Here is a 24,518-nt window from a genome sequence, read left to right as displayed (position 1 = left end):
GCCGTCGCCGTACCACTCCGCGCGTCGCTGACTGACCGTCAGCACACCTCTGCCATAGTCGTCTTCAGAGAAAAATCGCGATCGGGTTCAGTGTCAGCTCGCCCCGCTCGCGGTTCCAGGTCGGCACCTTGCCGAGGCAGCGGGCCTGGAACTCGCCGGTGAAGTAGTCGGCGTTCTGGAAGCCCTCGCGCACCCCGGCCGCCTCGCAGACGATCCGCACCCGCGCGGGCGGCCGTCCGGTGCCGTACCGGGCGCTCAGCACGATGTCGCCGTTCTCCGCGCGCACGGCGGTGAACCGGCCGGTGACCGAGACGAACGCCGACGCGACGCCCACGGCGGTCAGCGGCACCCTGCCGTCGCCGCCCTGGTCGCCCAGGGAGTCCTCGAGCGCCCGGTTCGGGGTGACCACGCCGGTGGTGAGGTCGGCGTGCACGACGGCGTCCTCCTTGCGCATGGTGTCCATCAGCAGCCGGATCACCGTGATCGGCGTGCTCTGCTGGATGTAGGCGGTGACCCGCTCCTTGGTGACCTGGCGGTGCGCCCCGCCCGAGCCGCCGAGACCCAGCCGGGCGCGCAGCCCGATGCCGGTGTCGACGTTCATCCGGTCGGCGACCTCCGCCTCCAGCGCGTCGGCGAACCCGCCGTACTGGTAGAGGTCCATGACCCGTTTGTCGTGCAGGAAGAAGCACATGCCGTGGACGGTGCGCCCGTCGTCGCGGCGGCGGCGCGACCGGCCCAGGCGCAGCAGGGCGTGCCGGGCGACGACGGCCAGGGACGCCGCCGTCACCGCCCAGACGACCAGCCACGGCCACCACAGGCCCCACCACTGACTGTCAATGACACCCACGGATCTCCTTGAACGCGTCGGAGAGCGAGGAGAGCCCGGCGTCGACCACGCGGCCGCCGGTCGCCGTGGCGACCCGCTCCAGGGCGCCGGCGTCGGCCTCTCCGAACGGGACGGGAAAGGTGGGCACCGCGTCGGCCGCGGAACCGAGCCGGTCGTGCCGGCCCAGGAACTCGGCGTACGACAGGCCCGCGTTGTTCTCGCCGTCCGTCATCAGCACGACGGCGACGGGACGTTCGGGCGCGGCCCGTACGGCGTCGGTGGCGATGCGGTATCCGCGGTCGAGGGCCGACCAGACGGCGGTGGCGTCGTCGAAGCCGCCGTTCGCGACGATCCGGTCGAGGGTGCGCAGGTCGGCGTCGGAGCGGACGGTGACCGTGCGCTCCTGGAGCACCCGGCCGCCGAAGCGGACGACGGTGAGGCGCTCGCCCCGGTAGAAGCGGGCGAACTTGCCGGTGGCGGACCGGTCGGCGCCGCTCAGGCCCGCGAAGGCGGCCCGCAGGGCGGCGATGCGCTCGCCGCGCATGGACGTGGAGAAGTCCAGCACGAACACGACCTGGTCGCCGGTGGCGTGCACCGGGTCGCCGTAGTCGTCGACGAGCCGCTCCACGATGGACAGCCGGTCGGGGAAGGACAGGGCGTTGCCGACGGGCGCGCGCAGTTCGCGGGAGGGCTCGACGTCCTGGTTGACGGGCCGGCGGTGGGTGCGCCGCATCAGCTCGCGCTGGACGTCGGCGCCGAGCAGCCAGTCGACGACCTTGCCGTACGCCGCGCGCTCGCCGGGGTCGAGGAGGAGCAGCGGGAAGTCGGAGAGGACCATGCCGTCGTCCGGGTGGACGATCTCCAGGGGGCGGTCGAGCCGGCCCTGGGCGTTGAGGGTGAGCAGTTCGGACTCGTGGGCGATCAGGGCGTCGGCGGCGTCCTGGTGGTCGACGTAGGTGTCGATCAGTTCGCGCGAGCTGGCGCCGGTGAGGGTCTGGCCGGAGCGGAAGCCGCGCAGCCGGTCGCAGGAGACGTCCTCCTCCCGGAGGGCGCCGCCGGTGTCGGCGGCCGCGGTGGCGACGCCGACGAGCGCGGCCCGCCCGGTGTCGCTGCGCCGGGGGTCGGCCATGCCGAAGCGTACGGTGCCGTCGGCGGCGGCGTCCGCGAGGTCGGCCCAGGAGATCCGGCCGCCGGGGGCCCGTGCGCGCAGCGCGTCGGCGGTGTCCGGGGTGAGTCCGACGACGACGGGTGAGCGCATGATCGCGGTGGACTCGGGCCGGGCGAGGCGGCCCGCCGAGTCCTGGACGCGCAGGTGGAAGGAGCGGTCGGAGGCGAGCCAGGCCAGGTCGTACGTCGCCTTCTCGCCGGGGGCGGGCGGCTGGCCGGCGAGGTCGGCGGTCGCCGTGTAGTCCATCTCCAGCCCGACGCCGGTCTCCTCCTCCAGCCGGTCCAGCAGCGGTGCCACGTCCGCCAGTTCGGGGCTGGCCAGCACCCGCAGGGTGACCTGGTCGTCGTCCGCGGTGCAGGCCGGGGTGAGGGTGGTCAGCAGGGCGAGGGCGAGGACGGCCACGAGGGTGCCGGGACGCCGTGTCACGGGGTGTCCTGGGCGGGCGGCGGGCAGGTGCCGACGTGGTCGATGATCCGTTCCAGGACGTCCAGTTCGGGTTCGTAGGACTTGGTCTGGTCCCGGTTGGGGACGGGCTCCTGTATGCCGTGGTCGCGCAGGTGGTCGCCGAGGCGCTCGCCGGTGCCGTCCTCGCCGGAGACGCGGACGCGGAAGCCCAGTTCGATGGCCCGGTCGCGCAGTTCCTCGTTCTCCTGGAGCAGTCGGACCAGCCGGTCGCCCTGGTCGGTGAGGGAGATGAGCTGGGGCTCGGTGAGGGCGTAGGGCGTGGGGTAGAGCAGGACGCGGTTGGTGTCCTGCTTGTCGTGCTGCTCGTGGTAGGTGAGCTGGTGGGCCAGGTACTGGTGCTCGTAGAGGAGGGAGAGGGGCGCGATGCTCTCGCCGAGGTCGGAGAAGTAGCTGTCGGCCTGTTCGTCGGCCCACATCCCCTGGAGGTTGATCAGGGGTTTGATCTTCGCGGCGAGTGCGGTGACCGCGTCCGCCGCGAGCCGGGGGTCGTCGGTGTTCTGTGTGCCGGGGGTGCTGTTCCGGTTGGCGACGAAGGCGAGGAGGCTGAGGTAGGTGCCGGCGGAGTTGGACTCGCAGACGTCGGAGGTGCGCACCAGGACCCGGCCGCCGTTGCTGCGGCCGCCGTCGCCACTGCCGCCGTCGCCGCTGCCGCCGTCGCCACTGCCGCCGTCCCGGTCGTAGCCGATGCCGTTCCAGGTGTCGGCGCCCTCGACGCGGCCGTCGCCGTCCTGGTCGGCGGTGGTCCGGCCGTCCTCCCGGCCGTCGAGCAGGGTCATGAACGCGGCCATGTCGAGGTCGTAGTAGAGGGTGGGGCCGCCGTCGGGGTTCTCCTGCGGGGTGGCGACGCCGGCCTTCACCAGGGTCTCGGCGTAGGCGCGGAAGGTGCCGAGGACCAGGGGCGTGACGAACGGGCGGACCGAGCGGACGGACGTGTCCTGCCGGTCGAGGACGAGTTTCGCGGCGGGCTGCCCGGAGGGGAAGACGACGTCCATGTCCGTCAGGGACTGGGTGGCGATGCCCCGGGAGCCCAGGCGGTGGATGTCGACCCGTAAGCCGTGTTCGAGCAACAGCCGTTGCACTTCAGGGTCTTTGAAGAAGTCGGACTTGGAGGCCATCCGCGCCTCCAGGGTGGTGATCCGCTCGAAGGGGCGGAACGTGTTGCCCGAGATGGTCAGGGAGAGCAGGCCCGCCAGCGCCGGCACCAGCGCGACGAGGACCCGGCGGGGGACGGGACGGCGTCTGGCCTGGCGCGTGGTGAGCCGCGGCTCTTCCGGCGCGGGTCTTCCGGTGTGGGCTCGTGCGGTGTCGGACAACGGCCCTCCTGCCACTCAAGGGGCCAGGATCATCAACCACGTGTTCGAACGATGTCCCCCGGAAGGGGGAACTCCATACCAACGACGGGAAAACCGAGGCCCATGGGCGGCGGGAACCGGCGGGAACCGGCCGGGTTTCATCCCGCTTCGAACGGCAAACCGAACAGCATGTCACCTCGATATCGGAACGGTGCGAACCAGGCCGGTACGGTCATCGCCGTCGTGGCCGACGTCATGGCCCTCATCCTGGGCCTGTGGATCCTCATGTACCTGCTGGACGCCAACCGGGGCAACGACTTCGTGCAGCTCGTGCACGACGTGGCCCGCTGGCTGGCGGGCTGGTCGCACGACCTGTTCACGTTCGACGAGGCGTGGGCGCGGGTCGTCGCGGGCTACGGTCTGGCGGCGGTGGTCTACCTGTTCGTGGGCCACGCGATCGCCAACCGGGTCCACCGCCACTGAGCCCCGCGCCCGAAGGGGCGCGGGGAACTGCGCGACCGGCCACCGCGGACCCGCACCCGGCCCGCGGCGGCACCCCCGCGCTCCGAGGCGCACCCGCCGGGGGCTAGCCGCAGCAGTCCGGGTCCAGTCCCGCCGGCAGGCGCTCGCCGCCGAACACCGCACAGGTGGCCTCGTGGCCACCGAGCGCGGCGACCGCCAGCAGCAGGGAGCCGGCCGTCCACGTGGTCAGCTCCCGCGGCCAGATCGCCTCGTCCTCGAAGACGTAGCCGGTCCAGTACAGGCCCGACTCGGCGTCCCGCAGGTGCTGGATGGACTGGAGGATGTCCAGCGCGCGGTCGGACTCGCCCATCGCCCAGAGGGTGAGGGCGAGTTCGGCCGACTCACCGCCCGTCACCCAGGGGTTGGGCACCACGCACCGCACGCCCAGCCCCGGCACGACGAACCGCTCCCAGGACTCCTCGATGCGGGCCTTGGCCTCCGCACCGGTGAGCGCGCCGCCCAGGACCGGGTAGTACCAGTCCATCGAGTAGCGCCCCTTGTCCAGGAACCGCTCCGGGTGCCGGCGCAGGGCGTGCCGCAGCGCGCCCGCCGCCAGTTCCCAGTCCGGCTGCGGCTCCTCCCGCTGCTCGGCGATCGCCAGCGCGCAGCGCAGCGCCTGGTGGATCGAGGAGGAGCCGGTCAGCAGCGCGTCCGTGGTGGCGGTGCCGTCGTCGTCGCGCCGCCAGCCGATCTGGCCGCCGGGCTGCTGGAGCCGCAGCACGTACTCGACGGCCGCCAGGACGACCGGCCACATGCGGTCCAGGAACGTGTCGTCGCCGGTGGACAGGTAGTGGTGCCAGACGCCCACGGCGACGTAGGCGACGAAGTTCGTCTCCCGGCCCCGGTCGGTGACGTCGTCGAAGGCGCCGTCGGCGTAGGCCGCGTACCAGGAGCCGTCCTCGTTCTGGTGCCGGGCGAGCCACGCGTACGCCCGCGCGGCGGCCTCGTGCTCGCCCGCCGCGTCGAGGGCCATCGCGGCCTCGGTGTGGTCCCACGGGTCGAGGTGGTGTCCCCGGAACCACGGGATCGCGCCGTCCTCCCGCTGTACGGCGAGGATGCCGCGGACGGTCACGGCGGCCTGCTCGGCGGTGAGCACCCCGGGCAGGACCAGGTGTTCCGTGCGGGGAGTGGTCACCGCGCGTCCACGGCGGGGTCCACGTCGGGGTTCACGTCGGGGTTCGCGGCCGGGTCCACGGCGGGGTTCACAGCCGGGTCCACAGCGGGCAGGTGCGGCTTGGTCGCGTAGGCCACGAAGCTCTTGCCGATCAACGGGTTCAGCGCCTGCTCGGCGACCCGGGTGGCCAGCGGCTTCTTCATGATGTCCCAGACCAGCAGCTTGTGGTACGCCCGTACCGGCAGCGCCTTGTCGTTGTCGACGCCGAAGGCGCACTTCAGCCACCAGTACGGCGAGTGCAGCGCGTGGGCGTGGTGGGTGCCGTACGGCTTCAGGCCGGCCTCGCGGATCTTCGCGAGCAGTTCGTCCGCCTTGTAGATGCGGATGTGGCCGCCCTCGACCTCGTGGTAGGCGTCGGAGAGGGTCCAGCAGACCTTCTCGGGGCCGTAGCGCGGGACGGTGATCGCGATCCGGCCGCCCGGCTTGAGGACGCGCACCATCTCGGCGAGGACGCCCTTGTCGTCGGGGATGTGTTCCATCACCTCGGAGATGATGACGACGTCGAAGGACTCGTCGGGGAAGGGCAGCGCGAGGGCGTCCCCCTCCATGGCGGTGGCGGTGGCGCCCTCGGGGGCCTCGCCGGCCTCCTTCATCGCCGCGAACCACTTGGCGACCTCGCGGATCTCCTCGCCGTTCTGGTCCAGCGCCACGACCCGCGCGCCGCGCCGGTAACACTCGAAGGCGTGCCGGCCGGCTCCGCAGCCGAGGTCCAGGACACGGTCGCCGGGGGCGAGCGGGAACCGGGAGAAGTCGACGGTCAGCACGTGGCCCTGCTTTCACGATCGGATTCAACGTCAACGTCAACGTCAACGGCTTCGGAGGCGGTCGTGGCCGTGGGCACGCCGGTGGTCGCGGCCGTGCCGGTGGTCGCGGCCATACCGTTGGTCACAGTCGCAGCCGCAGCCGCGGCCGCAGCCGCCGTCGCCGTCGCCGTCGCGGGAGCCGTACGGCGCGTGCGCACGGCGGGGCCGGCGTCCGGCCCGGCCGGGCGCGGGGAACGCCCGCCGCCCGCCCGCTCGATGGCGGCGCGGTATCGGGCGACGGTACCCTCGGCGGCCCGCGCCCAGGTGAACCGCTCCAGCACCCGTTCCCGTCCGGCCGCGCCGAGGCGGGACCGCAGCGCGGGGTCGGCCAGCAGCCGGCCGAGGGCGGCAGCCAGCGCGCCGGAGTCGCCCGGCGCGACCGCGAGGCAGGTCTCGCCGTCGCGCCCGGCGACCTCGGGGATGGCGCCGCCGGTGGTGGCGACGAGCGGGGTCCCGGTCGCCATGGCCTCGGCGGCCGGCAGCGAGAAGCCCTCGTACAGGGACGGCACGCAGGCGACCTCCGCCGAGCGCACCAGGTCGACGAGTTCGGCGTCGGAGATGCCCTTGACGAACTCGACGGCGCCGGCGAGGCCGTAGCGCTCGACGGCCTGGGCGACGGGCCCCTCCTCGGGGCGCTTGCCGACGACGACGAGGTGGGCGTCGGGGTGCTCGGTGCGGACCTTGGCGAGCGCCTCGACGAGGAAGACCAGGCCCTTGAGCGGGACGTCCGCGCTGGACGTCGTCACGATCCGGCCGGGTATGACGGGCACCGACGGGTCGGGCGAGAACAGGTCGGTGTCGGCGCCGATGTGCACGACGTGGACGCGGTCCCCACGGACGCCGAGGTGGTCGACGATCTCCTGGCGTGAGGAGCCGGAGACGGTGAGCACGGACGGCAGCCGGCGCGCGACGCGCTTCTGCATGCGGGTGAAGGCGTACCAGCGGCGCACCGACCAGCGGCGCTGCCGGCTCTCGGCGGCGTCGAGCTCCAACTGCCGGTCGACGGTGATGGGGTGGTGGATGGTGGTGACGAGCGGGGCGCCGACGTCCCCCAACAGCCCGTATCCCAGCGTCTGGTTGTCGTGGACGACGTCGAACGCGCCGCGCCGGGCGCGCAGATGGCGGCGGGCGCGCAGCGAGAAGGTCAGCGGCTCGGGGAAGCCGCCGGTCCACATCGTGGCGACCTCCAGCGCGTCGATCCAGTCGCGGTACTCGTCCCGTCCCGGCGTGCGGAAGGGGTCGGGCTGGCGGTACAGGTCGAGGCTGGGCAGCTCGGTGAGGGAGAGGCGCCCGTCGAGGTCGTCGCCGAGGTCGTCGAGGACGGGGTACGGCTGGGAGCCGATGACCTCGACCCGGTGGCCGAGGCGGACGAGTTCGCGGGAGAGGTGCCGTACGTAGACGCCCTGGCCACCGCAGAACGGGTTCCCCTTGTAGGTGAGGAGCGCGATGTCGAGCGGTCGCCCGCCGTCCGCGGCGGGGGCCTGCCCAGGCCCCGCCTGACTGGCCTCAGCGGTCACTCCGGCCCCCTTCTGCCTGCACTGTCCCGCGAGACTACGACGGGACGTTAATCTAGAACAAGTTCCAGACTTGATCGTTCGGGAGGCTCTGAATCTACCGGCAGGTAGGGATGCGCGGAGCAGTTGATCAGGTGATTCACGCCACGGCCGGGCGCCCTGGAGTGCGGTGCGATCGCGGGCCCTCACCGACCGTCACGGAGCGGGACCCATGACCGGACCCATGACGGGACCCATGACGGGACCCATGACGGGACCCATGACTGCGGAAGTGACCGGACCCATGACCGCGGAAGCCAAGGGGGACAAGGTGGAAGCCAGTACCGCGCGCCCGGCCTCGCCGCCCCTCACCGAGCGGCAGGAGGCCCGCCGCCGGCGCATCCTGCACGCGAGCGCGCGGCTGGCGGGCCGCGGCGGTTTCGACGCGGTCCAGATGCGGGAGGTCGCCGAGTCCTCCCAGGTCGCCCTGGGCACCCTCTACCGCTACTTCCCGTCCAAGGTGCACCTGCTGGTCGCCGTCATGCAGGACCAGCTGGAGCACCTGCACGGCACGCTGCGCAAAAGGCCCCCGACGGGCGACACCCCGGCCGAGCGTGTGGCGGTGACCCTGATGCGCGCCTTCCGCGCCCTCCAGCGCGAGCCCCGTCTCGCCGAGGCGATGGTCCGCGCCGTCACCTTCGCCGACCGCAGCGTCAGCCCCGAGGTCGACCAGGTCTCCCGTCGGACGACGGCGATCATCCTCGACGCGATGGACCTCACCGCCGACCCGACGCCCGCACAGCTCTCCGCGGTCCGCGTCATCGAGCACACCTGGCACTCGGCGCTCGTCACCTGGCTCTCCGGGCGGGCCTCCATCGCCCAGGTGCGCGCCGACATCGAGACGGCGTGCCGGCTGATCGAGGTGACGGATCCGCGGGGGCACGACCAGGTCCGGTACCGGTGATTCGGGTCGTTTTCCGGCTGGTCGAGGTGGCTCTGGTCGGCTCGACCAGCCGAAAGACGATCCACATCACCGGCATTGCAGGCCAAAGGCACTTTCCGTGTTTCTGATCAACTCTCGGACAGCCCACCTCGTGACAGCGCGAGGCTAGGAGTTCTTCGCCGCGCGGGCCCGATAGGCCGCGACTGTCGTCCGGCTCGCGCACGCGTTGGAGCAGAACCGCCGTGTGCGGTTGCGCGACTGGTCCACGAAGTAGTTCCCGCACCCGGCCGCGGCGCACCGTCCCAGGGTCACCGCCGGATCCCCGGCGGTGACCAGGGCGAACTTGGCGGCGATCTGCTGTCCTACCCAGCGTTTGGCCGGGGCGCCGTTGCGGCTGAAGTGGATGTGCCAGCCGCCGAGGCCGTCATGGTCGGACAGGTGCATCTCCGGCGGATAGTCGCGCAGCAGGCGGTGTACGGCGTCGGGGTCGGTGCCGTCGACCATCTGCGCCAGGGCCGTGCGTACGAGCTCGGGAAGGTCGCCGTAGTCACCCTCCGGCGGCGGGACGATTTCGTGTTCTGCGAAGAACGCGGCGACCAGTTCGCCGTGTTGGTCGAGGGTTCCGGTATTGGCCAGCTCGACGGCCAGCCGCGTCACGTTCCCGATGTAGTCACCGTATTGCACTTGACCCCCTACATGGCTCCTTCGTACTGTAGGCGCCATGATATCTAACGACGCCTACATGGCCAGTCGTCTGCATCTGCTCGGGGAGTGGGACGCCGCGCTCGCCGTCCTGGGCCCGGACGCCGCGCCGGAGCTGCGCGCGGAGATCGCCGTCGACCGGTGGTTCTTCCGGAGGCAACACCACGCGGAGGCCGAGAAGGCGGTAGCGGCACTCGATCCCGCGTCACCGACCGCACAGCTGCTCACCGGACGGCTTGCCTACAGCCGCCTGCTGTTCCGGCGACGCGACACCTGCGCCGACGACCGCGCCGCGGCTGAGGCCGACGACCGCGCCGCGGCTGAGGCCGCCTACCGCGCGGCAGCCGAGGACGGCGACGAGATACTGAGCGCCTGGGCCGAGTACCACTGGGCCGTCCTGCTGGACAACATCGACGAAGACGCGGCCGGCGCTCTCCCGCGGTACGAGACGGCGCTCGAGGTCGCGACGAAGTCCGGCGACGGGCTCTTCGAGTCCTACATCATCCGCCACCTCGCGCCGCACAAGGAGCCTGCGGAGCGGCTGGCGATGCTGCGCCGCTCGCTCCATCTGCGTGCCGCGCTCGGCGCCCGCCCGCAGACGATCGCCGCGCAGGCGCTGCTGGCCGAGTACCTCCCCGAAGGCGACCCCGAGCGCGCCGAGCTCCTGCGGATCTTCCGCCCGGGCGCGGAAGAACTGCATATCGCCTGGCTCCTGTTCGAGGACTGAGCCGCCGAGCGCCGGGCCCCGGACGGAGCGCGCCGGGGCCGGCCCGAGGCCCCGGCCGCGTTGCCGCGTCCCCGCATCCCGCGTCCCCGCATCCCCGCATCCCGCACCGACTCAGGGCGATGACGATACGGGCCTCACGGCCACCCTCGGCCGCCACTCGGCCCGCGCAGCAGCGCTGCGCACCGGTCGTACGGGCCACCCTCGACGTCTCACAGCGAAGGGAGCAGTTCAGGTTGAGCGAGAGCAATTTCGGCAGGAGGAACGCGGCGGCCCCGGAGTCGTCGGTGTCCTCGCACTTCACGGGTTCGCCTCCGGCACCACCGCGGTTCCGTCCGGCCGGTTCCGGCGACGCCGATGCCATCGCACGGCTGCAGGTGGCCAACTGGCGCCGCCACTACCGCGGCGCGTTCTCCGACACGTTCCTGGACGGCGATCTGGTGGCCGAGTGGCGTACCGCCTGGTCCTCGCGTCTGTCCAGCCCGGACGGCACCGCGACGGTCCTGGCCGAGGACGACGCCGGGCTCGCGGGACTCGTCCATGTCGTCTTCGACGAGGACGGCCGCTGGGGCAGTCTCATCGACGGCCTGCACGTCAGCCCGCGCCGCCGTCGCACCGGCCTCGGCACCGAACTGCTGTCCCGCGCCGCCGAGGCCGTCACCGAACACGCGCGTGCCGACGCGCTGTACCTGTGGGTGCTCGAGCAAAATACCGCGGCTCAGGAGTTCTACCTGGCGCTGGGAGGCACCTGCGCGGAACGGGCCGCGGTGGCGGCCCCCGGCGGAGTCCCCTCCCGGCTCACCGGTTCCCCCGCCAAGCTCCGCTTCACCTGGCCCGACGCCACGGTGCTCGCCCGGCCGGAGGAGCGGCGGGGCCGACCGAACCCGGCCTGACGGAACGAACCCGCCGCCGCCCGCCCGCCCGCCGACACGCGACGCGGAACCGCCCTGCTTCCAGGGAGTGCCTTCAATTGCTCTCTTGAGTGGAGGCCGCGGGCTCGGACGCTCGGACTACACGTGCTCCTTGTGTGCTTCCAGCTTGTGGTAGTCGTCCCAGGCGTAGACGTACTGGTCCTCGTCCGAGTGGAACGACGCCACCTGGTGGTTCCAGAGGCACCGCAGTCGTTCCTTCCCGTTGACGGCCTCGAAGTCCCAGCCGACCGCGTTGCTCCAGTTGTAGAGCCCCAGGTAGGCGCTGCTGTTCACGGACAGGTAGTAGTCCTTCCAGTCGCCCTGGGTGACGCGGAAGTACGTCTTTTCCTTCTCGTGCGTGTACGCGTCGAACACGAGGCCGTCGCCGGACAGAATGCACCAGCCGTTTCCGTAGAGGCCCAGGTACCCCTGGGGGGTGCCGTTGTGAGCGAGTCTGATCTTGAACGGTCGCTCGCCCCGTACAAGTTCCGATGGCGCCGATTCGACGCTGTCGGCGAAGCTTCCCTTCGGGGCGCGGCTCTGCGGATTCATGGACGCTTACCTCCAGGTAGGTGACAAGGCGCCTAGCCATCCCATAGCGAACGATGACCGGCGAAACCTCTCCAAGAAACTTAGAACCGATAACCGGGTTCCGCATGTGGAGCGCCGCCACGAACGGCGACGGGGATGAGTTTCGCGAGTGAACTCGGCGATTATCTGCGGGACGACTGATCACGACTTGCGGGAACGGCCGGAAGGTCGTGCGCAAAGCGGCTCCGTTGTCTGCGGCAAGAGGAGGCGGTACCGACACGCGTACGGCTGCCCGCCGGGACGGCATTCACCGTCCGCCCCGGGGCCGACGTATTCCTGTTCCTCGACTCGCTCGGCAATGCGAACAAGGTCCGCAACTCCGGGATCGGGGTCGGCAGCACCGCAGAACGCCTCGGCGAGACGCGCCCGCTCGCCTCGGTCGCCGACGACGAGATCGGCGGGTCCCGTCGTCGGATCAACTCGCTCTGCGGTCGAGGCGGGCGCGGTGCGGTCGTCGGGTGAGCAGGTCAGCCGATGACGACGCTTCCGGCAGGGGCGATGGTCGTTGTTCCGCTGCCGCCTCCCACGTGGGAGACGGTGTCACCCTTGCCGTCGGCCTCGGAGTACACGGTGAGGGGGACGTCGATGTCGTAGGTGATCTCGGCCTGGCCGCCGTCGATGTTGTAGCAGCCGTGCGGGTCGGTGTGGGTCTGGCCGTTGATGGTCACGGTTCCGGTAGCCACGGGATTCTCCTCTGGTGGTGGGGGCGCGGAGTGCGGGTCAAGGCCGCGGGCGCGCGCTTTCGATACACCGAGTACCGCCATTGAAGGTGTATAGGCGGAGCAAGGCATTCCATCCAGAAGCACACCGGCGCACGAAACTCGCAGCATTCTGCGCTCCCCCAAACGGGTGAAGGGCAGGAGCGAGGATGCCCGTAAGGGTAGTTTAGTGCGGGATGAAATTGAATTCCGGGGGAGGCATGGCGGCCCCTCTGGAGGTCGGCCGCCTTTTTCTGTCCAAGGGCTCGCGGAGGATCAACATGCGGGCTTGATCTCCCTCGGGGCCTGGCTGCCGTATGTATCGAGGTGGGCGGCCACGTCCGTCGGGGTGTGGAGTCTGGCGAGTTCACCGGTTCCCCCGCACCGGACTGAGAGTCCGCGCCGAACTCGACCCGGGCACCTACTTCACCGGGGGTAAAGGTCACCGACGCCGAGATCGATGCGCTCCCGATGAGCCGGCACCGTTTCCACGGCGGCTGGAACTGCACGCTCCACCCCGTCGGGCCCCAACCGGCCGACGGCCGCGAGGAAGGACCGCGAGCCGCCGCCGTGATCACCGCCGAGCAGCCCAGGCGCCCGGACGGACTCATCACCTCTCGGCTCCGCGACCCGGAGCTGAGCGCACCGGAAACGGGCCGTGCGAGTGCACGGGAAACCGGCCGTGCGGGCACACGAAAAACCTACGAGACGGGTTCCCTTCGCCGGTATTGCCCGGATCAGGTAATGGGGGTCGCCGTCCGGCTCGACTACCGCCTTCCGGCCTCTCAGCCCGACCGTCGATGTCGGCCACCGGCGGATGCCGTGACGTCCCGCCACGCCGTCTCGCCGAAGTCGGCTACTCCGGTCGAACTCCCTCACTCGCCTCGTAGGCCACTACCAGGATAGAACGCCCATAGTGTGATGCAACCCCCAAAGAAGAAGATTTTTAGAGTGGTCGGCAGGACACAATGAACCGTCCTACCGGGAAAGGCATCCGCCGATGAATGTCCGCCACAGCGCAGCGGCCCTGGCCGCCACCGCGATGATCGCGGCGGCGGCACCCGCCACGGCCGCCAACCTGCCCCCGTCCACGTCACCGCCACCGTCGCCGTCGCCGTTGGTGGCGATCCCCGCCGGTGTGCACGGCGGCACGGACCTGGTCGCCGCACTGAACGCGACAGACCCGGCACCGGCGACGACGCAGACGTCGGACAACCCGAGCGAGAAGGAGAAGGACTCCGACGACGGCTACGGCACCTGGTGGACCGTCGGGGTCTTCCTCGTCGCCGGCATCGGCATCGGCTTCCTGATCAGCGGCCGCCGGAAGCAGCCGTGATCCGCCGCGCCACCGCCGTCCCCCTTGCCGTGCCGCACCCCCCGGGGCCGTGAGCACGCGTGCGCGGCGCGTGAGACGAGGGCCGCGGACCGGTGAAGCACCGCACATGACGCACGTCACCTACGATCCGGCCTAGTTGGACAATTCGGACGTCATGCACATGGAAATCAGGCCTCTGACCTGCACTTTGAGAGCCAGCTCACAGCCGCACCAGGCAGAGCACATGCGGCCACAACTAGTAAAAGGGGTCATTGCGGACACCCGCCCGCCCTGCTTCTCTGGATGACGTCGCACGGCGCCGACAAGCCCCCGGGCCTCGGCGCCACGGCATGCCAGCCACCCACCGCACCTCACGCGGTCCGGCCACGTACCGCGTGATTCCGGCACGCCCCGCGACGTCATCGTCCCCGAGGAAAAAGGTTCTCCGTGTCCGTCTCCGTCATCCGCCGCATCGCCTCCCCCAAGAAGACCCTCACCGCCGTCGCCGTGGCCGCCGCCACCGCCGGCATGGCCCTGACCGCGGCGCCCGCCCAGGCGGCCCCCGCCATGGCCTCCGCCTCCCAGGCCCAGGCGATCGCGCACCAGATGATTCCGGACGCCGCGCAGTTCAACGCGTTCAGCAAGATCGTCCAGCACGAGAGCAACTGGGACGTCGACGCCACCAACGCCTCCTCCGGCGCCTACGGCCTCGTCCAGGCTCTCCCCGGCTCGAAGATGGCCTCGGCCGGCTCCGACTGGAAGACCAACGCCAAGACCCAGATCAAGTGGGGTCTCGACTACATGAACTCCCGCTACGGCAGCCCGACCGGCGCCTGGTCCTTCTGGCAGGCGAACGGCTGGTACTGATCCCGGCCCCACGCCCCCACTGACGCGAAAGCGGCGGTCCCCGATCCCCGGACCGCCGCTTTCGCCTTTTCCGTCACCTTCGCGGCTTTCCGCCCCGCTCGTGATCAACTGGGTGGATGACCCCCGAGCCCTCGGCACCGTCCGCGCCCGACCCCGAAGCCCGCGGTCTACGTCTCGTGCCCGTCCTGCTCGTCCTGACCCTGGCCAGCGGCCTGATCGACGCCGTCAGCTTCCTCGGCCTGCACCACATCTTCGTCGCGAACATGACCGGCAACGTCCTGGTCGTCGGCTTCGCCGCGGCGGGCGTCCCCGGCTTCTCGGTCCCCCACTCGCTGACCTCGCTGGGCTGCTTCCTGGCGGGCGCCGTCGCCGGGGGCCGCGTGGTCCACGACGTCGGCTCGCACCGCCTGCGGGCCCGCCTGACACTGGCCGTGGAGGCAGCCCTGCTGGCAGCCGCGGCGGGCGTCGCCCTCACCGCCCCCGACGACGCCCGCGCCACGATCTACACGGTGATCGTCCTGACCGCCTTCGCCCTGGGCCTGCGCACGGCGACCGTCCGCAACCTCGGCGTCCCCGACCTCCCCACGACGGTCCTCACGATGACCCTGACCGGCATGGCCTCCGAGTCCCACGCGGGCGGCGGCCACGGCACCCGCTTCGGCCGCCGCGCCACCGCCGTGGCCGCCCTGTTCACGGGCGGCCTGCTCGGCGCCTGGCTCCTCCTCCACCACGGCCTGGGGGTGCCCCTACTCCTGGCGGCACTCCTGTCGGGCGCACTGGCCTGTACGGCGTCGGGCCGTCCCTGAGCACCCCGGGGCCAATTACTCGCCGGCGGTCCCGGCCCACGCGACGAACGCGGTGAAGACGGCGGGTCGAAGCGTGAGGACCGGGCCCGCCGGAGACTTGGAGTCGCGTACGGCCACAGTGGCGGGGGTCTCGGCAACTTCGACGCACTCGCCGCCCTGATCGCTGCTGTAGCTGGACTTACGCCACTGAATCGCCTTGTTCTCCATAGCGTTCCTCCATCACTCGCCGGATCAGCTCCGCCGAGTCCTTGAGGGAGAGCGCGGCGGCCCGTAGATGATCGTAACGGAGTGAACAATCCTTCACCGTGGCCGGGTTGGCGGACGGATGTCCACTGCCATACCCCTCGGTGTAGAGGATCGTCGGATCACTCGTGAAGCGGAAGAGAGTGAATGAGCCTGTCAGCCCGGCGTGCGCCCCCGCCGAGAAGGGCAGCACCTGAATGTTGATCCGCGGGTTCCGCTCGAAGGACACAAGGTGGGCGAGCTGCTCCCGCATGACCTCCCGATCACCGATCTCCTGGCACAACGCCGCCTCGCTCAGCACCGCCCAGAAGATGGGCGGCTCCGCCTTCTCGAAGATTCGCTGCCGGGCGAGCCGTACGGCGGTGCGGTCGTCGAGGTCGTTCTCGTCCAGCGCTCCGAGAACGGCACGCACGTAGGCCGGGCTTTGCAGTAGACCGTGCACCATGTGCATCTGGAAGGCGCAGATTTCGATCGCCCGAGCCTCCAGCTCGGCCACCTGCCTGAACCAGGCCGGAAGTTGACTGCGAAGCACCAGCTCCAGGAGCCGCGAGAACAGGCCACCGGCCCCCAGAGCGGCATCCACCCGCTCACTGAACTCGACGGTCGGGACCTTCCTGGCGGTCTCGATCTGGCCCACCAACGACCCGGTGTAGTTGAGGATGTCGCCGAGTTGCCGCTGGCTGAGCCCGGCGGACTCCCTCAGCCGCCGCAGCTCGAAGCCGTAGTAGTCGAGCGGTGAAGCTCCCGGGTCGAGGACGTTGACGTGGGTCACGCGAGGCCCCTCTCACGCAGCGCTGCTCACGCCTGAACGGGTTGTATTCAAGCGGTAGCCCAGGGTAGTAGCGGCAGGTCACGCTCGTACCGTGAACGAATACTTTCCCTCCGTCCTCGCCTCCCCCGTCCCGATCCAGCACCGTCTGACCCTCACGGCCGGCGAGCACTCGGCCCGCCACGTCCGCCGTGTCGCGCGAGGGCACTTGGAGGACTGGGACCTGCACCACCTCACGGAGGCGGTGCAGTTGGCGCTGACGGAACTGATCGCCAACGTGGTCCGCCACGTCCCGGACCGCCGCTGCGAGGTGCTGATCCGGAAGCGGGAGTCGGGAGTCCGGGTGGAAGTGAGGGACGGCGACAACCGGCTCCCGCGCGCGGCAGCGGAGCCCGACCCGACCTCGGAGAGCGGCCGGGGCCTGTTCCTCGTGGCCGCGGTCACGAACACGTGGGGAGTGTCACCGATGCCCGGGGGCGGGAAGACGGTGTGGTTCGAGTGCCTGCCGGAAGAACCGCCACCCTGTGCGGCGCCCGTCCGGTGACGTCGCCTCAGCGGCACCCGGCTAGCGGCCGTCCCGCGCCCACGGCCGCAGCTTTCCCGGGTTACGGACGGCCCAGATTCGGCTGACGCGGCCGTCGGAGACGTCGAACGAGGCTACGGTCAGGACGACGCCGGCGCGCTGGGCCACCAGGCCCGGCACACCGTTGACCGACCGCTCCAGGAGTTCGAGCCCCGGAGCCCTGTCGGCGATGGCGACCATGTATTGGGCGATGCGGGCGCCGCCCTCGACCGGGCGCAGGACGGTACCGACCATGCCGCCGCCGTCGGCGGTCATCACGGCGGCCGGGTCGAGGAGTCCGACCAGGGCCGCGATGTCCTTCCTCTCCCATGCCTCTTTGACGTGCCGCACCACGTCAGCCTGCCCGGCCGCCGTCACCGGGGCGCGCACGACGCCGATCCGCCGCCGGGCGGAGGCCGCCAGTTGCTTGCAGGCAGCGGGGGTCCGGCCGAGGACGCCGGCGATTTCGGCGAAGGGGTAACGGAACACGTCGTGCAGGACGAACGCCACCCGCTCGGCGGGCGTCATCGACTCCAGGACGACGAGGAAGGCCATGGTCACCGATTCGTCCAGGACGATCTGGTCGGCGAGGTCGGTACCGTGGCCGTGGTCCCACTCGGCGCGGTCGGGCAGCGGCTCGGGCAGCCACGCACCGACATAGCGTTCACGCCGAGCCCGCGCCGAGCCGAGCAGGTCCAGGCAGATACGGCCGGTCACCGTCGTCAGCCAGGCGCCAGGCGCCACGATCTCCTCCTGCCGACTTCGCGGAAGCGCGTACCAGCGCGCGTAAGCCTCCTGCACGGCGTCCTCGGCCTCGGCCAGTGAACCGAGCAACCGGTAGGCGACATTGATCAGTTGCCGCCGCTCACCGGCTGTCTCATCGGTGCTCGTCCCAGCCATCCCCATGCTCCCGACCGCCGCCTCGCCTTACCTTTCGCAGGCCCGCGTCGTCGGGCTGGTGAGACCTTATCGATCTACTGCTTCCGGGCGGAACAGGAGAACCGTGACATGGCCACCCAGGCGACGGCACAGCGCAGCTTCTCGTTCCTGCGGTACGCGATCGTCCTGCAGACCCTGACCATCTTCCTTCAAGCGGTCTCCGCCGGACTGCTGCTGACCGCGTCCTACGGAGAGACGCTGCACAGTGTCGGAGCCCGTGTGATGTACGGGGCGTCGATGCTGTACGTGCTCGCGGCGGTGCTGGCGTGGAAGCCGGGCGGCGGCTCGCCCCGGCCCGTCTGGCACGCGTCCGGTTTCCTCCTCCTCGCCTCGGTCCAGGTCGTCCTCGGCATCGCGCACGTCCCGTCGGTCCATCTCCCCCTGGGGGTGCTGATGTTCGGGCTGAGCGTGCTGGCGCTGACGGCCCGCAACGGGTCGGGGTCATGACGGCGGTCAGCCCCGCTGCGTTCCAGCCAACCGCTCCACCTGCCGCCGGATCAGCTCCCGCGGGAACCTCGCGTCGCCCGCGGCCTCCACCTTCGTGAAGGTCGCCGTGAGGGTGCCGATGCGGACGACGACGTGTTCGCGGTGCAGGACCAGGCCGTCCTTGGTGGGCGTGGTGGTGCGGAAGGCGAGGGCCTCGTCGCCGAGGCGGGGGGCGTTCGCCGGCGTGACCTCGGTCGTGTACGGGCCGTCGTAGGAGACGCCGCTGTAGGACGAGCAGGTCCCCAGCGACGACCGGAGGCGGCCGAAGGCCTGGCGGGCGCCGTCGCCGTCGTAGGAGGCGAGGGTGGAGGAGCCGCCCCAGAGGTCGTACTTCCAGTTGAAGACCTGGCGTACGACGGTGGGGGCGCCGGCGGCGTTCACCGCGGCCAGGACGGTCGCGCAGGACGCGTTCGAGACCGGCGGGGCCGCCGGTTCGCTCATCCCGGGGCTGGGTTCCTGGACCGGGGTGTCATGGACGTCGGGCACCTCGCCGTCCTTGAAGGCCAGGGCCCTCAGCTCGTCGTAGGGGACGGCGGCCCCCTTCTTCGCCTCCCCCGCGCCCGTGTCCTGGCCCGAGCAGGCCGCCCCGGACAGCACCACGACAGCGGCGGTCGCGGCGCCGGCCAACACCCTCCGCACGTTTCCTCCGAACATCAGTCCTCCCGCACAGGAGGTTAGACGCCTCGCGTGACCTGAGCACGACCAGAGGGGCCCGGTCAGGCCCGGTCACACCTGGTACGGCCCGGCCGGGCGGTGATCAGCTCGGGGTCCGGTCCTTCTCCGGCAGCGCCGGGGCGGCCACGGCCTGCCTCGGGATCGCCGTCGCCCGTGCCCGGGGGCCCTGGAGCAGGTAGGCCAGGCCGAAGCCGGCCAGGACGACGGCCGCGCCGCCCGCCGCGTCCAGGACCCAGTGGTTGCCGGTGGCGACGATCGCGGACACCGTGAACAGCGGGTGGAGGAGGCCCAGCGCCTTCATCCACCACTTCGGCGCCACGAGCGCGATGACCAGTCCGCACCACAGCGACCAGCCGAAGTGCAGCGAGGGCATGGCCGCGTACTGGTTGGTCAGGGCGGTCAGGGTGCCGTAGTCCGGCTGGGAGAAGTCCTGGACGCCGTGGACCGTGTCGATGATGCCCAGGGCGGGCATCAGGCGGGGCGGGGCCAGCGGGTACAGCCAGAAGCCGAGCAGGGCGAGGAGCGTGGCGAAGCCGAGGGAGGCGCGGGCCCAGCGGTAGTCGACCGGGCGCCGCCAGTACAGGACGGCGAGGACGGACAGCGGCACCACGAAGTGGAAGGACTCGTAGTAGAAGTCGAAGAAGTGGCGCAGCCAGTCGACGCCGACCACCCAGTGGTTGACCGTGTGCTCGATGTCGATGTGCAGGGCGCCCTCGAGGTCGAGGACCTCCTGGCCGTGGGCCTCCGCGCGCTCGCGGCCGCCGGTCGCCGCCAGCCGGACCTGCTGGTAGGCCGCGTACGTCACGCGGATCAGCAGCAGCTCCAGGAGGAGGTTGGGGCGGGTCAGGACGCGGCGCAGGAACGGCAGCAGGGGGACGTGCTTCCAGCGGGCCGGGACGGGGGCGGCGTACTCGGTGGGGACGGGTGTGCGGTAGTGCTCCGACGTCCGGGAGAGGAAGGGCACGACCGTCGCCGCGGCCACCGCCGCGAGCAGCACCGCGTTGTCCCGGACGGGGTGCAGGGCGGGCACGTTCGGCAGCATCATCCGCGCGGGGAGCGTCATCACCAGGGCGACGGCGACCGGCCAGACGTAGCGGTCGGAGGCGCGCCGGCCGACGCGGCCGACGACGGCGAGGAGGACCCACAGGAGCTGGTGCTGCCAGGTGGTCGGGGACACGGCGACCGCCGCGCAGCCGGTGAGGGCGACCGCCAGCAGCAGCTGGCCGTCGCGGGCGTAGCGCACGGCCCGCCGCACGCCGAGCACGGCGACCGTCGCGCCCAGCGCCAGGAAGAGGACGATCTCCAGTGGGCCGGACAGGCCGAGGCGGAGCAGGGCACCGTGCAGGGACTGGTTGGCGAGGGCGTCCGCCTGGCCGCCGAGGCCGACGCCCGCCATGTGGTGGACCCAGTAGGTGTACGAGTCGTGCGGCATCGCCGCCCAGGCGAGCAGCGTGGCGGCGGCGAAGGTGCCGCCCGTGGTGAGCGCGGCCGGGCGGCGGCCGGTGAACCAGAGCAGGGGCACGAAGAGGAGGACCGTCGGCTGGAGCGCCGCCGCGACGCCGATGAGCACGCCGCCCGCCCGCTGTCCCCGCACGACCAGGCAGCCGAGCAGGACCAGCAGGACCGGGATGATGCTGGTCTGGCCGAGCCAGAGGGTGTTGCGCACCGGCAGCGACAGCATCAGCAGCACGATCGCGACGGGCGCGGCGAGCAGCGAGGTGCGTCTGCTGACCGGCTGCGGCAGGGCGCGCGCCGCGACCAGGCCCAGCGCCACGACCAGCAGCAGCGTGCCGAAGGTCCAGCCCCAGCCGAGGGCCTGCTCGGCGGCGCGCGTGAGGGGTTTGAGGACGAGCCCGCCGAAGGGGGTGCCCGTGAAGCGGGTGGAGTCGTAGAGCGAACCGTTGACGTGCAGGACGCCGTCCGGTCCGACCCAGGTCTCCAGGTCCGTCAGCCGCTCTCCGCTCGGGGTGCCGAGGACGACGGCCACCTGCCGGACGGCGAGGACCACCGCCACCAGCCACAGGCCGAGGCGGGCCACGCGCAGGCGCGCCCTCGCCGTGTCGGCCGTCGTCGCCCCGAAGGGTTCCGCCGGCCGTCCGCTGTGCTCCGCATTCGCCACGCCTCGTCGGCCTCCCGCCCCGTTCGTCCCACGCGTCACACGCGTGAGGTGTACTTTGCGAACCCTATGAGGCTCGCACCACCCCCGGACAGGGACGCAGGCCACCCTGTTCTCACCTGACGTCCGCTCTCCTTTTGTCCGGAAGACGATAGTGCGCCGGGGGGAGGGTTGCCTCCGCGGGGTGCGATCTGAGTCACAGCGCGGACGGAGCCGAACGGAACCGGATCTTCGCTCGTACCGTCGTAGGTCCACAGGCGGTGACCAGTGACGGAGGGGCTGCGCGACATGGTCGGTTTCCTGCGGGAACGACACGAACGCGGGGTATGGCGGGGGGTGTCGCGGAGGGTGTGGCAAGGGGTGTCGCGGAGGGCGTGGCGGGGACGGTTGGCGGTCCTGCTCCTCGCGCTCCTCGCGACCCAGCTCGGCTCCCTCGTCGCCCCCGCCTACGCCTGCGGCTGCGGTGCGCTCGTCCCGGGCGACGAGCGGCAGGTCGCGGTGCGCCGGGAGGTCTCCGCGGTGCGCTGGGACGGGGAGCGGGAGCAGATCGTCATGGGGCTGTCGGTCACGGGGGACGCCGACCGGGCCGCCTGGATCATGCCGGTGCCGAACCGGGCGGACGTGCGGCTCGGCGACCCGGAGGTGTTCTCCCAGCTGACCGAGGCCACGGCGCCCGAGGAGCGCACCCGCTACCACTTCTGGCCGCAGGACGGCGACTGGCCGCTGACGACGGGCGACGGCGTCGCGGGGGCGGCCCCTCCGCCGCCGGGCGCCGCGCCCGGGGTGGGCGTGGTGGGGCGCGAGCGGCTCGGGCCGTTCGACGTGGCCCGGCTGACGGCCACCGACCCGGCCGCCCTGGACGGCTGGCTGGGCGACAACGGCTTCGTCTTCCCGCCCCGTCTGGAGACGGCGCTCCAGCCGTACGTCGACCGGCGCTGGGAGTACGTGGCGGTACGGCTGGCCCCGGAGACCGCCGGCACCCCGCTCCGCGGTGACCTGGAGCCGCTGCACCTCAGCTTCGCCAGCGACACCCTCGTCTATCCGATGCGGCTGTCCCGGCTCGCCGCCACCCCGCAGTCGCTGAGCCTGTACGTCCTGGCCGGCCACCGGATGGAGCCGGTGTCACGGATCGGCGGGGAGCGGCCCCGGGTGACGTTCGCGGGGCGGATCGGCACGACGGCGGGGCCGCTGGGCGAGCTCGCGGACGGCACGCCGTTCCTGACGGCCCTCGTGCAGGAGTTCCCGGTGCCGTCGTCGATCTCGGCGGACCACGAACTGCGCCGTACGGCGAAGGACACGGCGTTCCGGCAGGTCGTCTACGAGAACCGGCTGCTCACGGTGGGCGGGGCGCCGGTGTGGCTGCTGACGGTCGCCGGCGTGGCCGCGGCGCTGGTGACGGGCGCGGTGGTGCTCGGCGTGCGCCGGGGGCGGGTGCGCCGGGGGTACACGGGGGCGCGACGGCACCGGGGCGCCCGGCCCGCGCACCCCGTGGCGCCTCCACCCGCGCGGTCGGCGGCGCCTCCCCGGCCCGCGGCGCCTCCCCGGCCCGCGGCACCGCCCCGGCCCACGGTGCCCCCTCGGCCGCCGGTGCCGCCCGCCTCGCCGCCCCCGGGCCCCCGTACCGGCTGAATCCGCCTTGCGGACCGAACGGCCGCATTGGCCCGGCCGGGGAAACCCATGAGGCGCCCCGGACGGGGAACCCGGGCGCAACCGGCGCCGTTGGCATAGTAGTTAGCGCTCCTAACGGGATGATCCACGCAGGCCACGGTTACGTCAGGTACACGAGAGGCAGAGCGCATGAGCGAGTCGCACGTCTGGGACGCCGTCGACGCCTACTTCACCACCCACCTCGCCCCGGACGACGAGGTGACCGCGGCCGCGCTGCGCGACAGCGAGGCCGCCGAGCTCCCGCAGGCCAACGTCACGGCGACCCAGGGCAAGCTCCTCCAGCTGCTCGCCGAGATCCAGGGGGCGCGCACGATCCTGGAGATCGGCACGCTCGGCGGGTACAGCACGATCTGGCTGGGCCGCGCGCTCCCGGCGGACGGCCGGCTGATCTCGCTGGAGTACAGCCCGCGGCACGCGGAGGTCGCGGTCCGCAACATCGCGCGGGCGGGACTCGACAAGCTGGTGGAGGTACGGGTGGGCCCGGCCCTGGAGTCGCTGCCGCGGCTGGCCGACGAGAACCCGCCCCCGTTCGACCTGGTCTTCATCGACGCCGACAAGGTCAACAACGCGCACTACCTGGAGTGGGCGCTGCGGCTCACCAGCACGGGCAGCCTGATCGTCGTCGACAACGTCGTCCGGGGCGGCCGGGTGACCGACGCCGCCAGCGACGCGGGGGACGTCCTCGGCACCCGGTCCGCCATCGAACTCATCGGCGCGCACCCCAGGTTGAGCGGTACGGCGATCCAGACCGTGGGCTCCAAGGGGTACGACGGGTTCGCGCTGGCCCGCGTCCTGGCGTGAGGGCCGGGCCGGGCCGGTGAGGGCTACGCCTCGTGGTAGAAGCCCACGTTGACGCTGCGCGGCCCGGTGCGGTCCACGACGATGATCTCGCCGGCGCCGCCGCGCGGCAGCTGCACGGTCCCGCCGTAGGCGATGGTCTGGGCGTACTCCCCGACCACCAGCCGCACCTCGGAGGACGGGTCCGGCTGGGAGCCGCGCAGCCAGGTGACCTGCCAGACGCCCTCGGGGCCGCACAGGAACTCCAGGTGGACCCGGGAGACGAACAGCCAGTCCTCGGGCGTCACGAGACGGCAGACGGACTTGTCCCGGCCCACCCGCAGCACGGCCCCCGGGTCGCTGGGCGCGTCGGCCATGAGCATGCCGGCCGTGGCACCCTCTTCCGTCCCCGAGACGGTGGCCATGGTGAGTTCGAGCACGTGCGCTCCTCGTGAGGTGTCCGACGGTTGCTGTGTGACCTTTGTGCAGCGGCCGCATACTAAATCGCCCGGGGCCGTGGCGTCCGGCACAATGGACGCATGACCGAGCGAAAGCCACCCGGCGTTCCGTTCGAGTCCTGGGTGGACAAGCAGATCCGGGACGCGGAGCGGCGGGGCGAGTTCGATCAACTCCCGGGTGCGGGCAGGCCGTTGCCCCCTGAGATCGAGAGTTCGTACGACGAACTGTGGTGGGTCCGGCGCAAGATGGCGCGCGAGGGGCTCTCGGTGCTTCCGCCGGCGCTCGCGTTGCGCAAGGAGGCGGAGGACGCGCTCGCGGCGGCGTACGCGGCCCCTTCGGAACGCCTCGTCCGGAAGATCGTCACGGATGTCAACGTCAAGCTGCGGGACATGATGTTCAAGCCGCCGCCCGGCCCCCCGCTGGGTATGAAGCCCTACGACGTCGAGACGGTCGTACGGGAGTGGCGGGAGCGCCGGGCGGCGGCCGAGGGCACGCGGGCCGAGTAGTACGCGGGCCGAGTAGGC

The 24,518-nt window shown here is 71.7% G+C and carries 27 protein-coding genes, 1 pseudogene and 1 riboswitch; of the genes and pseudogenes, 13 read left to right on the top strand and 15 right to left on the bottom strand.

The window, feature by feature from the left end:
- Nucleotides 1–64: 64 nt before the first annotated feature.
- The 3 genes from ACIP67_RS09345 to ACIP67_RS09335 are packed head-to-tail and all read right to left on the bottom strand — an operon-like array spanning nt 65 to nt 3,772.
- Nucleotides 65–847, bottom strand: coding sequence for a hypothetical protein (locus tag ACIP67_RS09345; protein WP_401689810.1), 783 nt, complete (start codon nt 845–847; stop codon nt 65–67).
- Nucleotides 834–2,420 (bottom strand): substrate-binding domain-containing protein, encoded by a 1,587-nt coding sequence (locus ACIP67_RS09340; RefSeq protein WP_401689807.1) that lies wholly within the window; start codon nt 2,418–2,420, stop codon nt 834–836. The genes ACIP67_RS09345 and ACIP67_RS09340 overlap by 14 nt, the downstream gene beginning before the upstream one ends.
- Complete coding sequence (locus ACIP67_RS09335) at nt 2,417–3,772, bottom strand: hypothetical protein (protein ID WP_401689805.1); 1,356 nt, start codon at nt 3,770–3,772, stop codon at nt 2,417–2,419. Before ACIP67_RS09335 ends, ACIP67_RS09340 begins: the two co-directional genes overlap by 4 nt.
- Nucleotides 3,773–3,940: 168 nt before the next feature.
- On the opposite strand from ACIP67_RS09335, the gene ACIP67_RS09330 reads away from it, so the two are divergent.
- Nucleotides 3,941–4,234 (top strand): hypothetical protein, encoded by a 294-nt coding sequence (locus ACIP67_RS09330; RefSeq protein ID WP_389511844.1) that lies wholly within the window; start codon nt 3,941–3,943, stop codon nt 4,232–4,234.
- Between the two features lie 103 nt (nt 4,235–4,337).
- Here ACIP67_RS09330 and ACIP67_RS09325 read toward each other — a convergent pair whose 3' ends face one another.
- The 3 genes from ACIP67_RS09325 to ACIP67_RS09315 are packed head-to-tail and all read right to left on the bottom strand — an operon-like array spanning nt 4,338 to nt 7,767.
- A complete protein-coding gene (locus tag ACIP67_RS09325) occupies nt 4,338–5,408 on the bottom strand; it encodes a prenyltransferase (RefSeq protein WP_401689801.1) in 1,071 nt (356 codons plus the stop codon).
- On the bottom strand, nt 5,405–6,211 hold the full coding sequence (locus tag ACIP67_RS09320) for a class I SAM-dependent methyltransferase (protein ID WP_401689798.1): 807 nt from the start codon (nt 6,209–6,211) through the stop codon (nt 5,405–5,407). The genes ACIP67_RS09325 and ACIP67_RS09320 overlap by 4 nt, the downstream gene beginning before the upstream one ends.
- Nucleotides 6,205–7,767, bottom strand: a complete 1,563-nt coding sequence (locus ACIP67_RS09315) for a glycosyltransferase family 4 protein (RefSeq protein ID WP_401689795.1) — start codon at nt 7,765–7,767, stop codon at nt 6,205–6,207. Before ACIP67_RS09315 ends, ACIP67_RS09320 begins: the two co-directional genes overlap by 7 nt.
- Nucleotides 7,768–8,047: 280 nt before the next feature.
- Between ACIP67_RS09315 and ACIP67_RS09310 the strand changes: the two genes are divergently transcribed.
- Nucleotides 8,048–8,707 carry a TetR family transcriptional regulator gene (locus tag ACIP67_RS09310; RefSeq protein ID WP_401690309.1) on the top strand — a complete coding sequence of 220 codons (660 nt, stop codon included), beginning with the start codon at nt 8,048–8,050 and terminating at the stop codon, nt 8,705–8,707.
- Nucleotides 8,708–8,851: 144 nt separating this feature from the next.
- On the opposite strand, the gene ACIP67_RS09305 is transcribed toward ACIP67_RS09310, so the two are convergent.
- Nucleotides 8,852–9,343: a CGNR zinc finger domain-containing protein gene (locus tag ACIP67_RS09305; protein ID WP_401689792.1), complete on the bottom strand. Its 492-nt coding sequence runs from the start codon at nt 9,341–9,343 to the stop codon at nt 8,852–8,854.
- 64 nt (nt 9,344–9,407) lie between these two features.
- Here ACIP67_RS09305 and ACIP67_RS09300 point away from each other — a divergent pair, with 64 nt between their 5' ends.
- Complete coding sequence (locus tag ACIP67_RS09300; RefSeq protein WP_401689790.1) at nt 9,408–10,115, top strand: hypothetical protein; 708 nt, start codon at nt 9,408–9,410, stop codon at nt 10,113–10,115.
- Between the two features lie 233 nt (nt 10,116–10,348).
- On the top strand, nt 10,349–11,005 hold the full coding sequence (locus tag ACIP67_RS09295) for a GNAT family N-acetyltransferase (RefSeq protein ID WP_401689787.1): 657 nt from the start codon (nt 10,349–10,351) through the stop codon (nt 11,003–11,005).
- A gap of 117 nt (nt 11,006–11,122) precedes the next feature.
- Here the strand turns inward: ACIP67_RS09295 and ACIP67_RS09290 are convergent, their stop codons facing one another.
- Both ACIP67_RS09290 and ACIP67_RS09285 read right to left on the bottom strand, forming a co-directional pair.
- Nucleotides 11,123–11,575, bottom strand: a complete 453-nt coding sequence (locus ACIP67_RS09290; protein ID WP_401689784.1) for a hypothetical protein — start codon at nt 11,573–11,575, stop codon at nt 11,123–11,125.
- A 506-nt stretch (nt 11,576–12,081) separates the two neighbouring features.
- A complete protein-coding gene (locus ACIP67_RS09285) occupies nt 12,082–12,297 on the bottom strand; it encodes a hypothetical protein (RefSeq protein WP_401689783.1) in 216 nt (71 codons plus the stop codon).
- 398 nt (nt 12,298–12,695) lie between these two features.
- Here ACIP67_RS09285 and ACIP67_RS09280 point away from each other — a divergent pair.
- From ACIP67_RS09280 to ACIP67_RS09265, 4 genes and pseudogenes are all read left to right on the top strand, one after another.
- Nucleotides 12,696–12,954, top strand: a pseudogene (locus ACIP67_RS09280) (hypothetical protein); the annotation flags it as partial.
- Nucleotides 12,955–13,009: 55 nt separating this feature from the next.
- A riboswitch (TPP riboswitch) is annotated at nt 13,010–13,199 on the bottom strand.
- 113 nt (nt 13,200–13,312) lie between these two features.
- The gene (locus ACIP67_RS09275) at nt 13,313–13,648 is read left to right on the top strand and encodes a hypothetical protein (protein WP_401689780.1); all 336 of its coding nucleotides are present in this window, start codon (nt 13,313–13,315) and stop codon (nt 13,646–13,648) included.
- Between the two features lie 426 nt (nt 13,649–14,074).
- The gene (locus ACIP67_RS09270; RefSeq protein ID WP_401689777.1) at nt 14,075–14,494 is read left to right on the top strand and encodes a transglycosylase SLT domain-containing protein; all 420 of its coding nucleotides are present in this window, start codon (nt 14,075–14,077) and stop codon (nt 14,492–14,494) included.
- A 116-nt stretch (nt 14,495–14,610) separates the two neighbouring features.
- Nucleotides 14,611–15,300: a YoaK family protein gene (locus ACIP67_RS09265; protein ID WP_401689774.1), complete on the top strand. Its 690-nt coding sequence runs from the start codon at nt 14,611–14,613 to the stop codon at nt 15,298–15,300.
- Nucleotides 15,301–15,315: 15 nt separating this feature from the next.
- Here ACIP67_RS09265 and ACIP67_RS09260 read toward each other — a convergent pair whose 3' ends face one another.
- Together ACIP67_RS09260 and ACIP67_RS09255 are read right to left on the bottom strand one after the other, a co-directional pair.
- Nucleotides 15,316–15,507 carry a DUF397 domain-containing protein gene (locus ACIP67_RS09260; protein WP_401689772.1) on the bottom strand — a complete coding sequence of 64 codons (192 nt, stop codon included), beginning with the start codon at nt 15,505–15,507 and terminating at the stop codon, nt 15,316–15,318.
- Nucleotides 15,479–16,315 (bottom strand): helix-turn-helix domain-containing protein, encoded by an 837-nt coding sequence (locus ACIP67_RS09255; protein ID WP_401689769.1) that lies wholly within the window; start codon nt 16,313–16,315, stop codon nt 15,479–15,481. The genes ACIP67_RS09260 and ACIP67_RS09255 overlap by 29 nt, the downstream gene beginning before the upstream one ends.
- A 91-nt stretch (nt 16,316–16,406) precedes the next feature.
- On the opposite strand from ACIP67_RS09255, the gene ACIP67_RS09250 reads away from it, so the two are divergent.
- The gene (locus tag ACIP67_RS09250; protein ID WP_401689766.1) at nt 16,407–16,856 is read left to right on the top strand and encodes an ATP-binding protein; all 450 of its coding nucleotides are present in this window, start codon (nt 16,407–16,409) and stop codon (nt 16,854–16,856) included.
- A 21-nt stretch (nt 16,857–16,877) separates the two neighbouring features.
- Here ACIP67_RS09250 and sigJ read toward each other — a convergent pair whose 3' ends face one another.
- Nucleotides 16,878–17,780, bottom strand: a complete 903-nt coding sequence (gene sigJ / locus ACIP67_RS09245) for an RNA polymerase sigma factor SigJ (RefSeq protein ID WP_401689763.1) — start codon at nt 17,778–17,780, stop codon at nt 16,878–16,880.
- Between the two features lie 102 nt (nt 17,781–17,882).
- Here sigJ and ACIP67_RS09240 point away from each other — a divergent pair, with 102 nt between their 5' ends.
- The gene (locus tag ACIP67_RS09240) at nt 17,883–18,260 is read left to right on the top strand and encodes a hypothetical protein (RefSeq protein WP_401689760.1); all 378 of its coding nucleotides are present in this window, start codon (nt 17,883–17,885) and stop codon (nt 18,258–18,260) included.
- Nucleotides 18,261–18,266: 6 nt separating this feature from the next.
- On the opposite strand, the gene ACIP67_RS09235 is transcribed toward ACIP67_RS09240, so the two are convergent.
- The gene (locus tag ACIP67_RS09235) at nt 18,267–18,938 is read right to left on the bottom strand and encodes a hypothetical protein (protein WP_401689758.1); all 672 of its coding nucleotides are present in this window, start codon (nt 18,936–18,938) and stop codon (nt 18,267–18,269) included.
- Nucleotides 18,939–19,056: 118 nt separating this feature from the next.
- Nucleotides 19,057–21,093 (bottom strand): bifunctional glycosyltransferase 87/phosphatase PAP2 family protein, encoded by a 2,037-nt coding sequence (locus tag ACIP67_RS09230; RefSeq protein WP_401689755.1) that lies wholly within the window; start codon nt 21,091–21,093, stop codon nt 19,057–19,059.
- 393 nt (nt 21,094–21,486) lie between these two features.
- Here ACIP67_RS09230 and ACIP67_RS09225 point away from each other — a divergent pair, with 393 nt between their 5' ends.
- Nucleotides 21,487–22,719 (top strand): DUF2330 domain-containing protein, encoded by a 1,233-nt coding sequence (locus tag ACIP67_RS09225; protein ID WP_401690306.1) that lies wholly within the window; start codon nt 21,487–21,489, stop codon nt 22,717–22,719.
- A 168-nt stretch (nt 22,720–22,887) separates the two neighbouring features.
- A complete protein-coding gene (locus ACIP67_RS09220; protein ID WP_401689752.1) occupies nt 22,888–23,559 on the top strand; it encodes an O-methyltransferase in 672 nt (223 codons plus the stop codon).
- Nucleotides 23,560–23,582: 23 nt separating this feature from the next.
- On the opposite strand, the gene ACIP67_RS09215 is transcribed toward ACIP67_RS09220, so the two are convergent.
- Nucleotides 23,583–23,975, bottom strand: coding sequence for a hypothetical protein (locus ACIP67_RS09215; protein WP_401689749.1), 393 nt, complete (start codon nt 23,973–23,975; stop codon nt 23,583–23,585).
- 99 nt (nt 23,976–24,074) lie between these two features.
- Here ACIP67_RS09215 and ACIP67_RS09210 point away from each other — a divergent pair, with 99 nt between their 5' ends.
- Entirely contained in the window at nt 24,075–24,500 is a 426-nt protein-coding gene (locus ACIP67_RS09210; protein WP_401689747.1) for a DUF1992 domain-containing protein, read from the top strand.
- The last annotated feature ends 18 nt before the right edge of the window (nt 24,501–24,518 follow it).

The organism is Streptomyces sp. NPDC088812, assembly GCF_044750285.1.
Taxonomy (GTDB): domain Bacteria; phylum Actinomycetota; class Actinomycetes; order Streptomycetales; family Streptomycetaceae; genus Streptomyces.
The sequence above is the reverse complement of the archived record's forward strand: the minus strand, read 5'-3'. Positions and strand labels throughout refer to the sequence as shown.

Excerpts from the sequence above, each read along its gene's own strand:
- ACIP67_RS09290 (WP_401689784.1), bottom strand. The coding sequence starts at position 11,575 with ATGAATCCGCAGAGCCGCGCCCCGAAGGGAAGCTTCGCCGACAGCGTC.
- ACIP67_RS09210 (WP_401689747.1), top strand. The coding sequence starts at position 24,075 with ATGACCGAGCGAAAGCCACCCGGCGTTCCGTTCGAGTCCTGGGTGGAC.
- ACIP67_RS09330 (WP_389511844.1), top strand. The coding sequence starts at position 3,941 with ATGTCACCTCGATATCGGAACGGTGCGAACCAGGCCGGTACGGTCATC.
- ACIP67_RS09300 (WP_401689790.1), top strand. The coding sequence starts at position 9,408 with ATGATATCTAACGACGCCTACATGGCCAGTCGTCTGCATCTGCTCGGG.
- ACIP67_RS09275 (WP_401689780.1), top strand. The coding sequence starts at position 13,313 with ATGAATGTCCGCCACAGCGCAGCGGCCCTGGCCGCCACCGCGATGATC.
- ACIP67_RS09240 (WP_401689760.1), top strand. The coding sequence starts at position 17,883 with ATGGCCACCCAGGCGACGGCACAGCGCAGCTTCTCGTTCCTGCGGTAC.
- sigJ (WP_401689763.1), bottom strand. The coding sequence starts at position 17,780 with ATGGGGATGGCTGGGACGAGCACCGATGAGACAGCCGGTGAGCGGCGG.
- ACIP67_RS09260 (WP_401689772.1), bottom strand. The coding sequence starts at position 15,507 with ATGGAGAACAAGGCGATTCAGTGGCGTAAGTCCAGCTACAGCAGCGAT.
- ACIP67_RS09220 (WP_401689752.1), top strand. The coding sequence starts at position 22,888 with ATGAGCGAGTCGCACGTCTGGGACGCCGTCGACGCCTACTTCACCACC.
- ACIP67_RS09265 (WP_401689774.1), top strand. The coding sequence starts at position 14,611 with ATGACCCCCGAGCCCTCGGCACCGTCCGCGCCCGACCCCGAAGCCCGC.
- ACIP67_RS09310 (WP_401690309.1), top strand. The coding sequence starts at position 8,048 with ATGACCGCGGAAGCCAAGGGGGACAAGGTGGAAGCCAGTACCGCGCGC.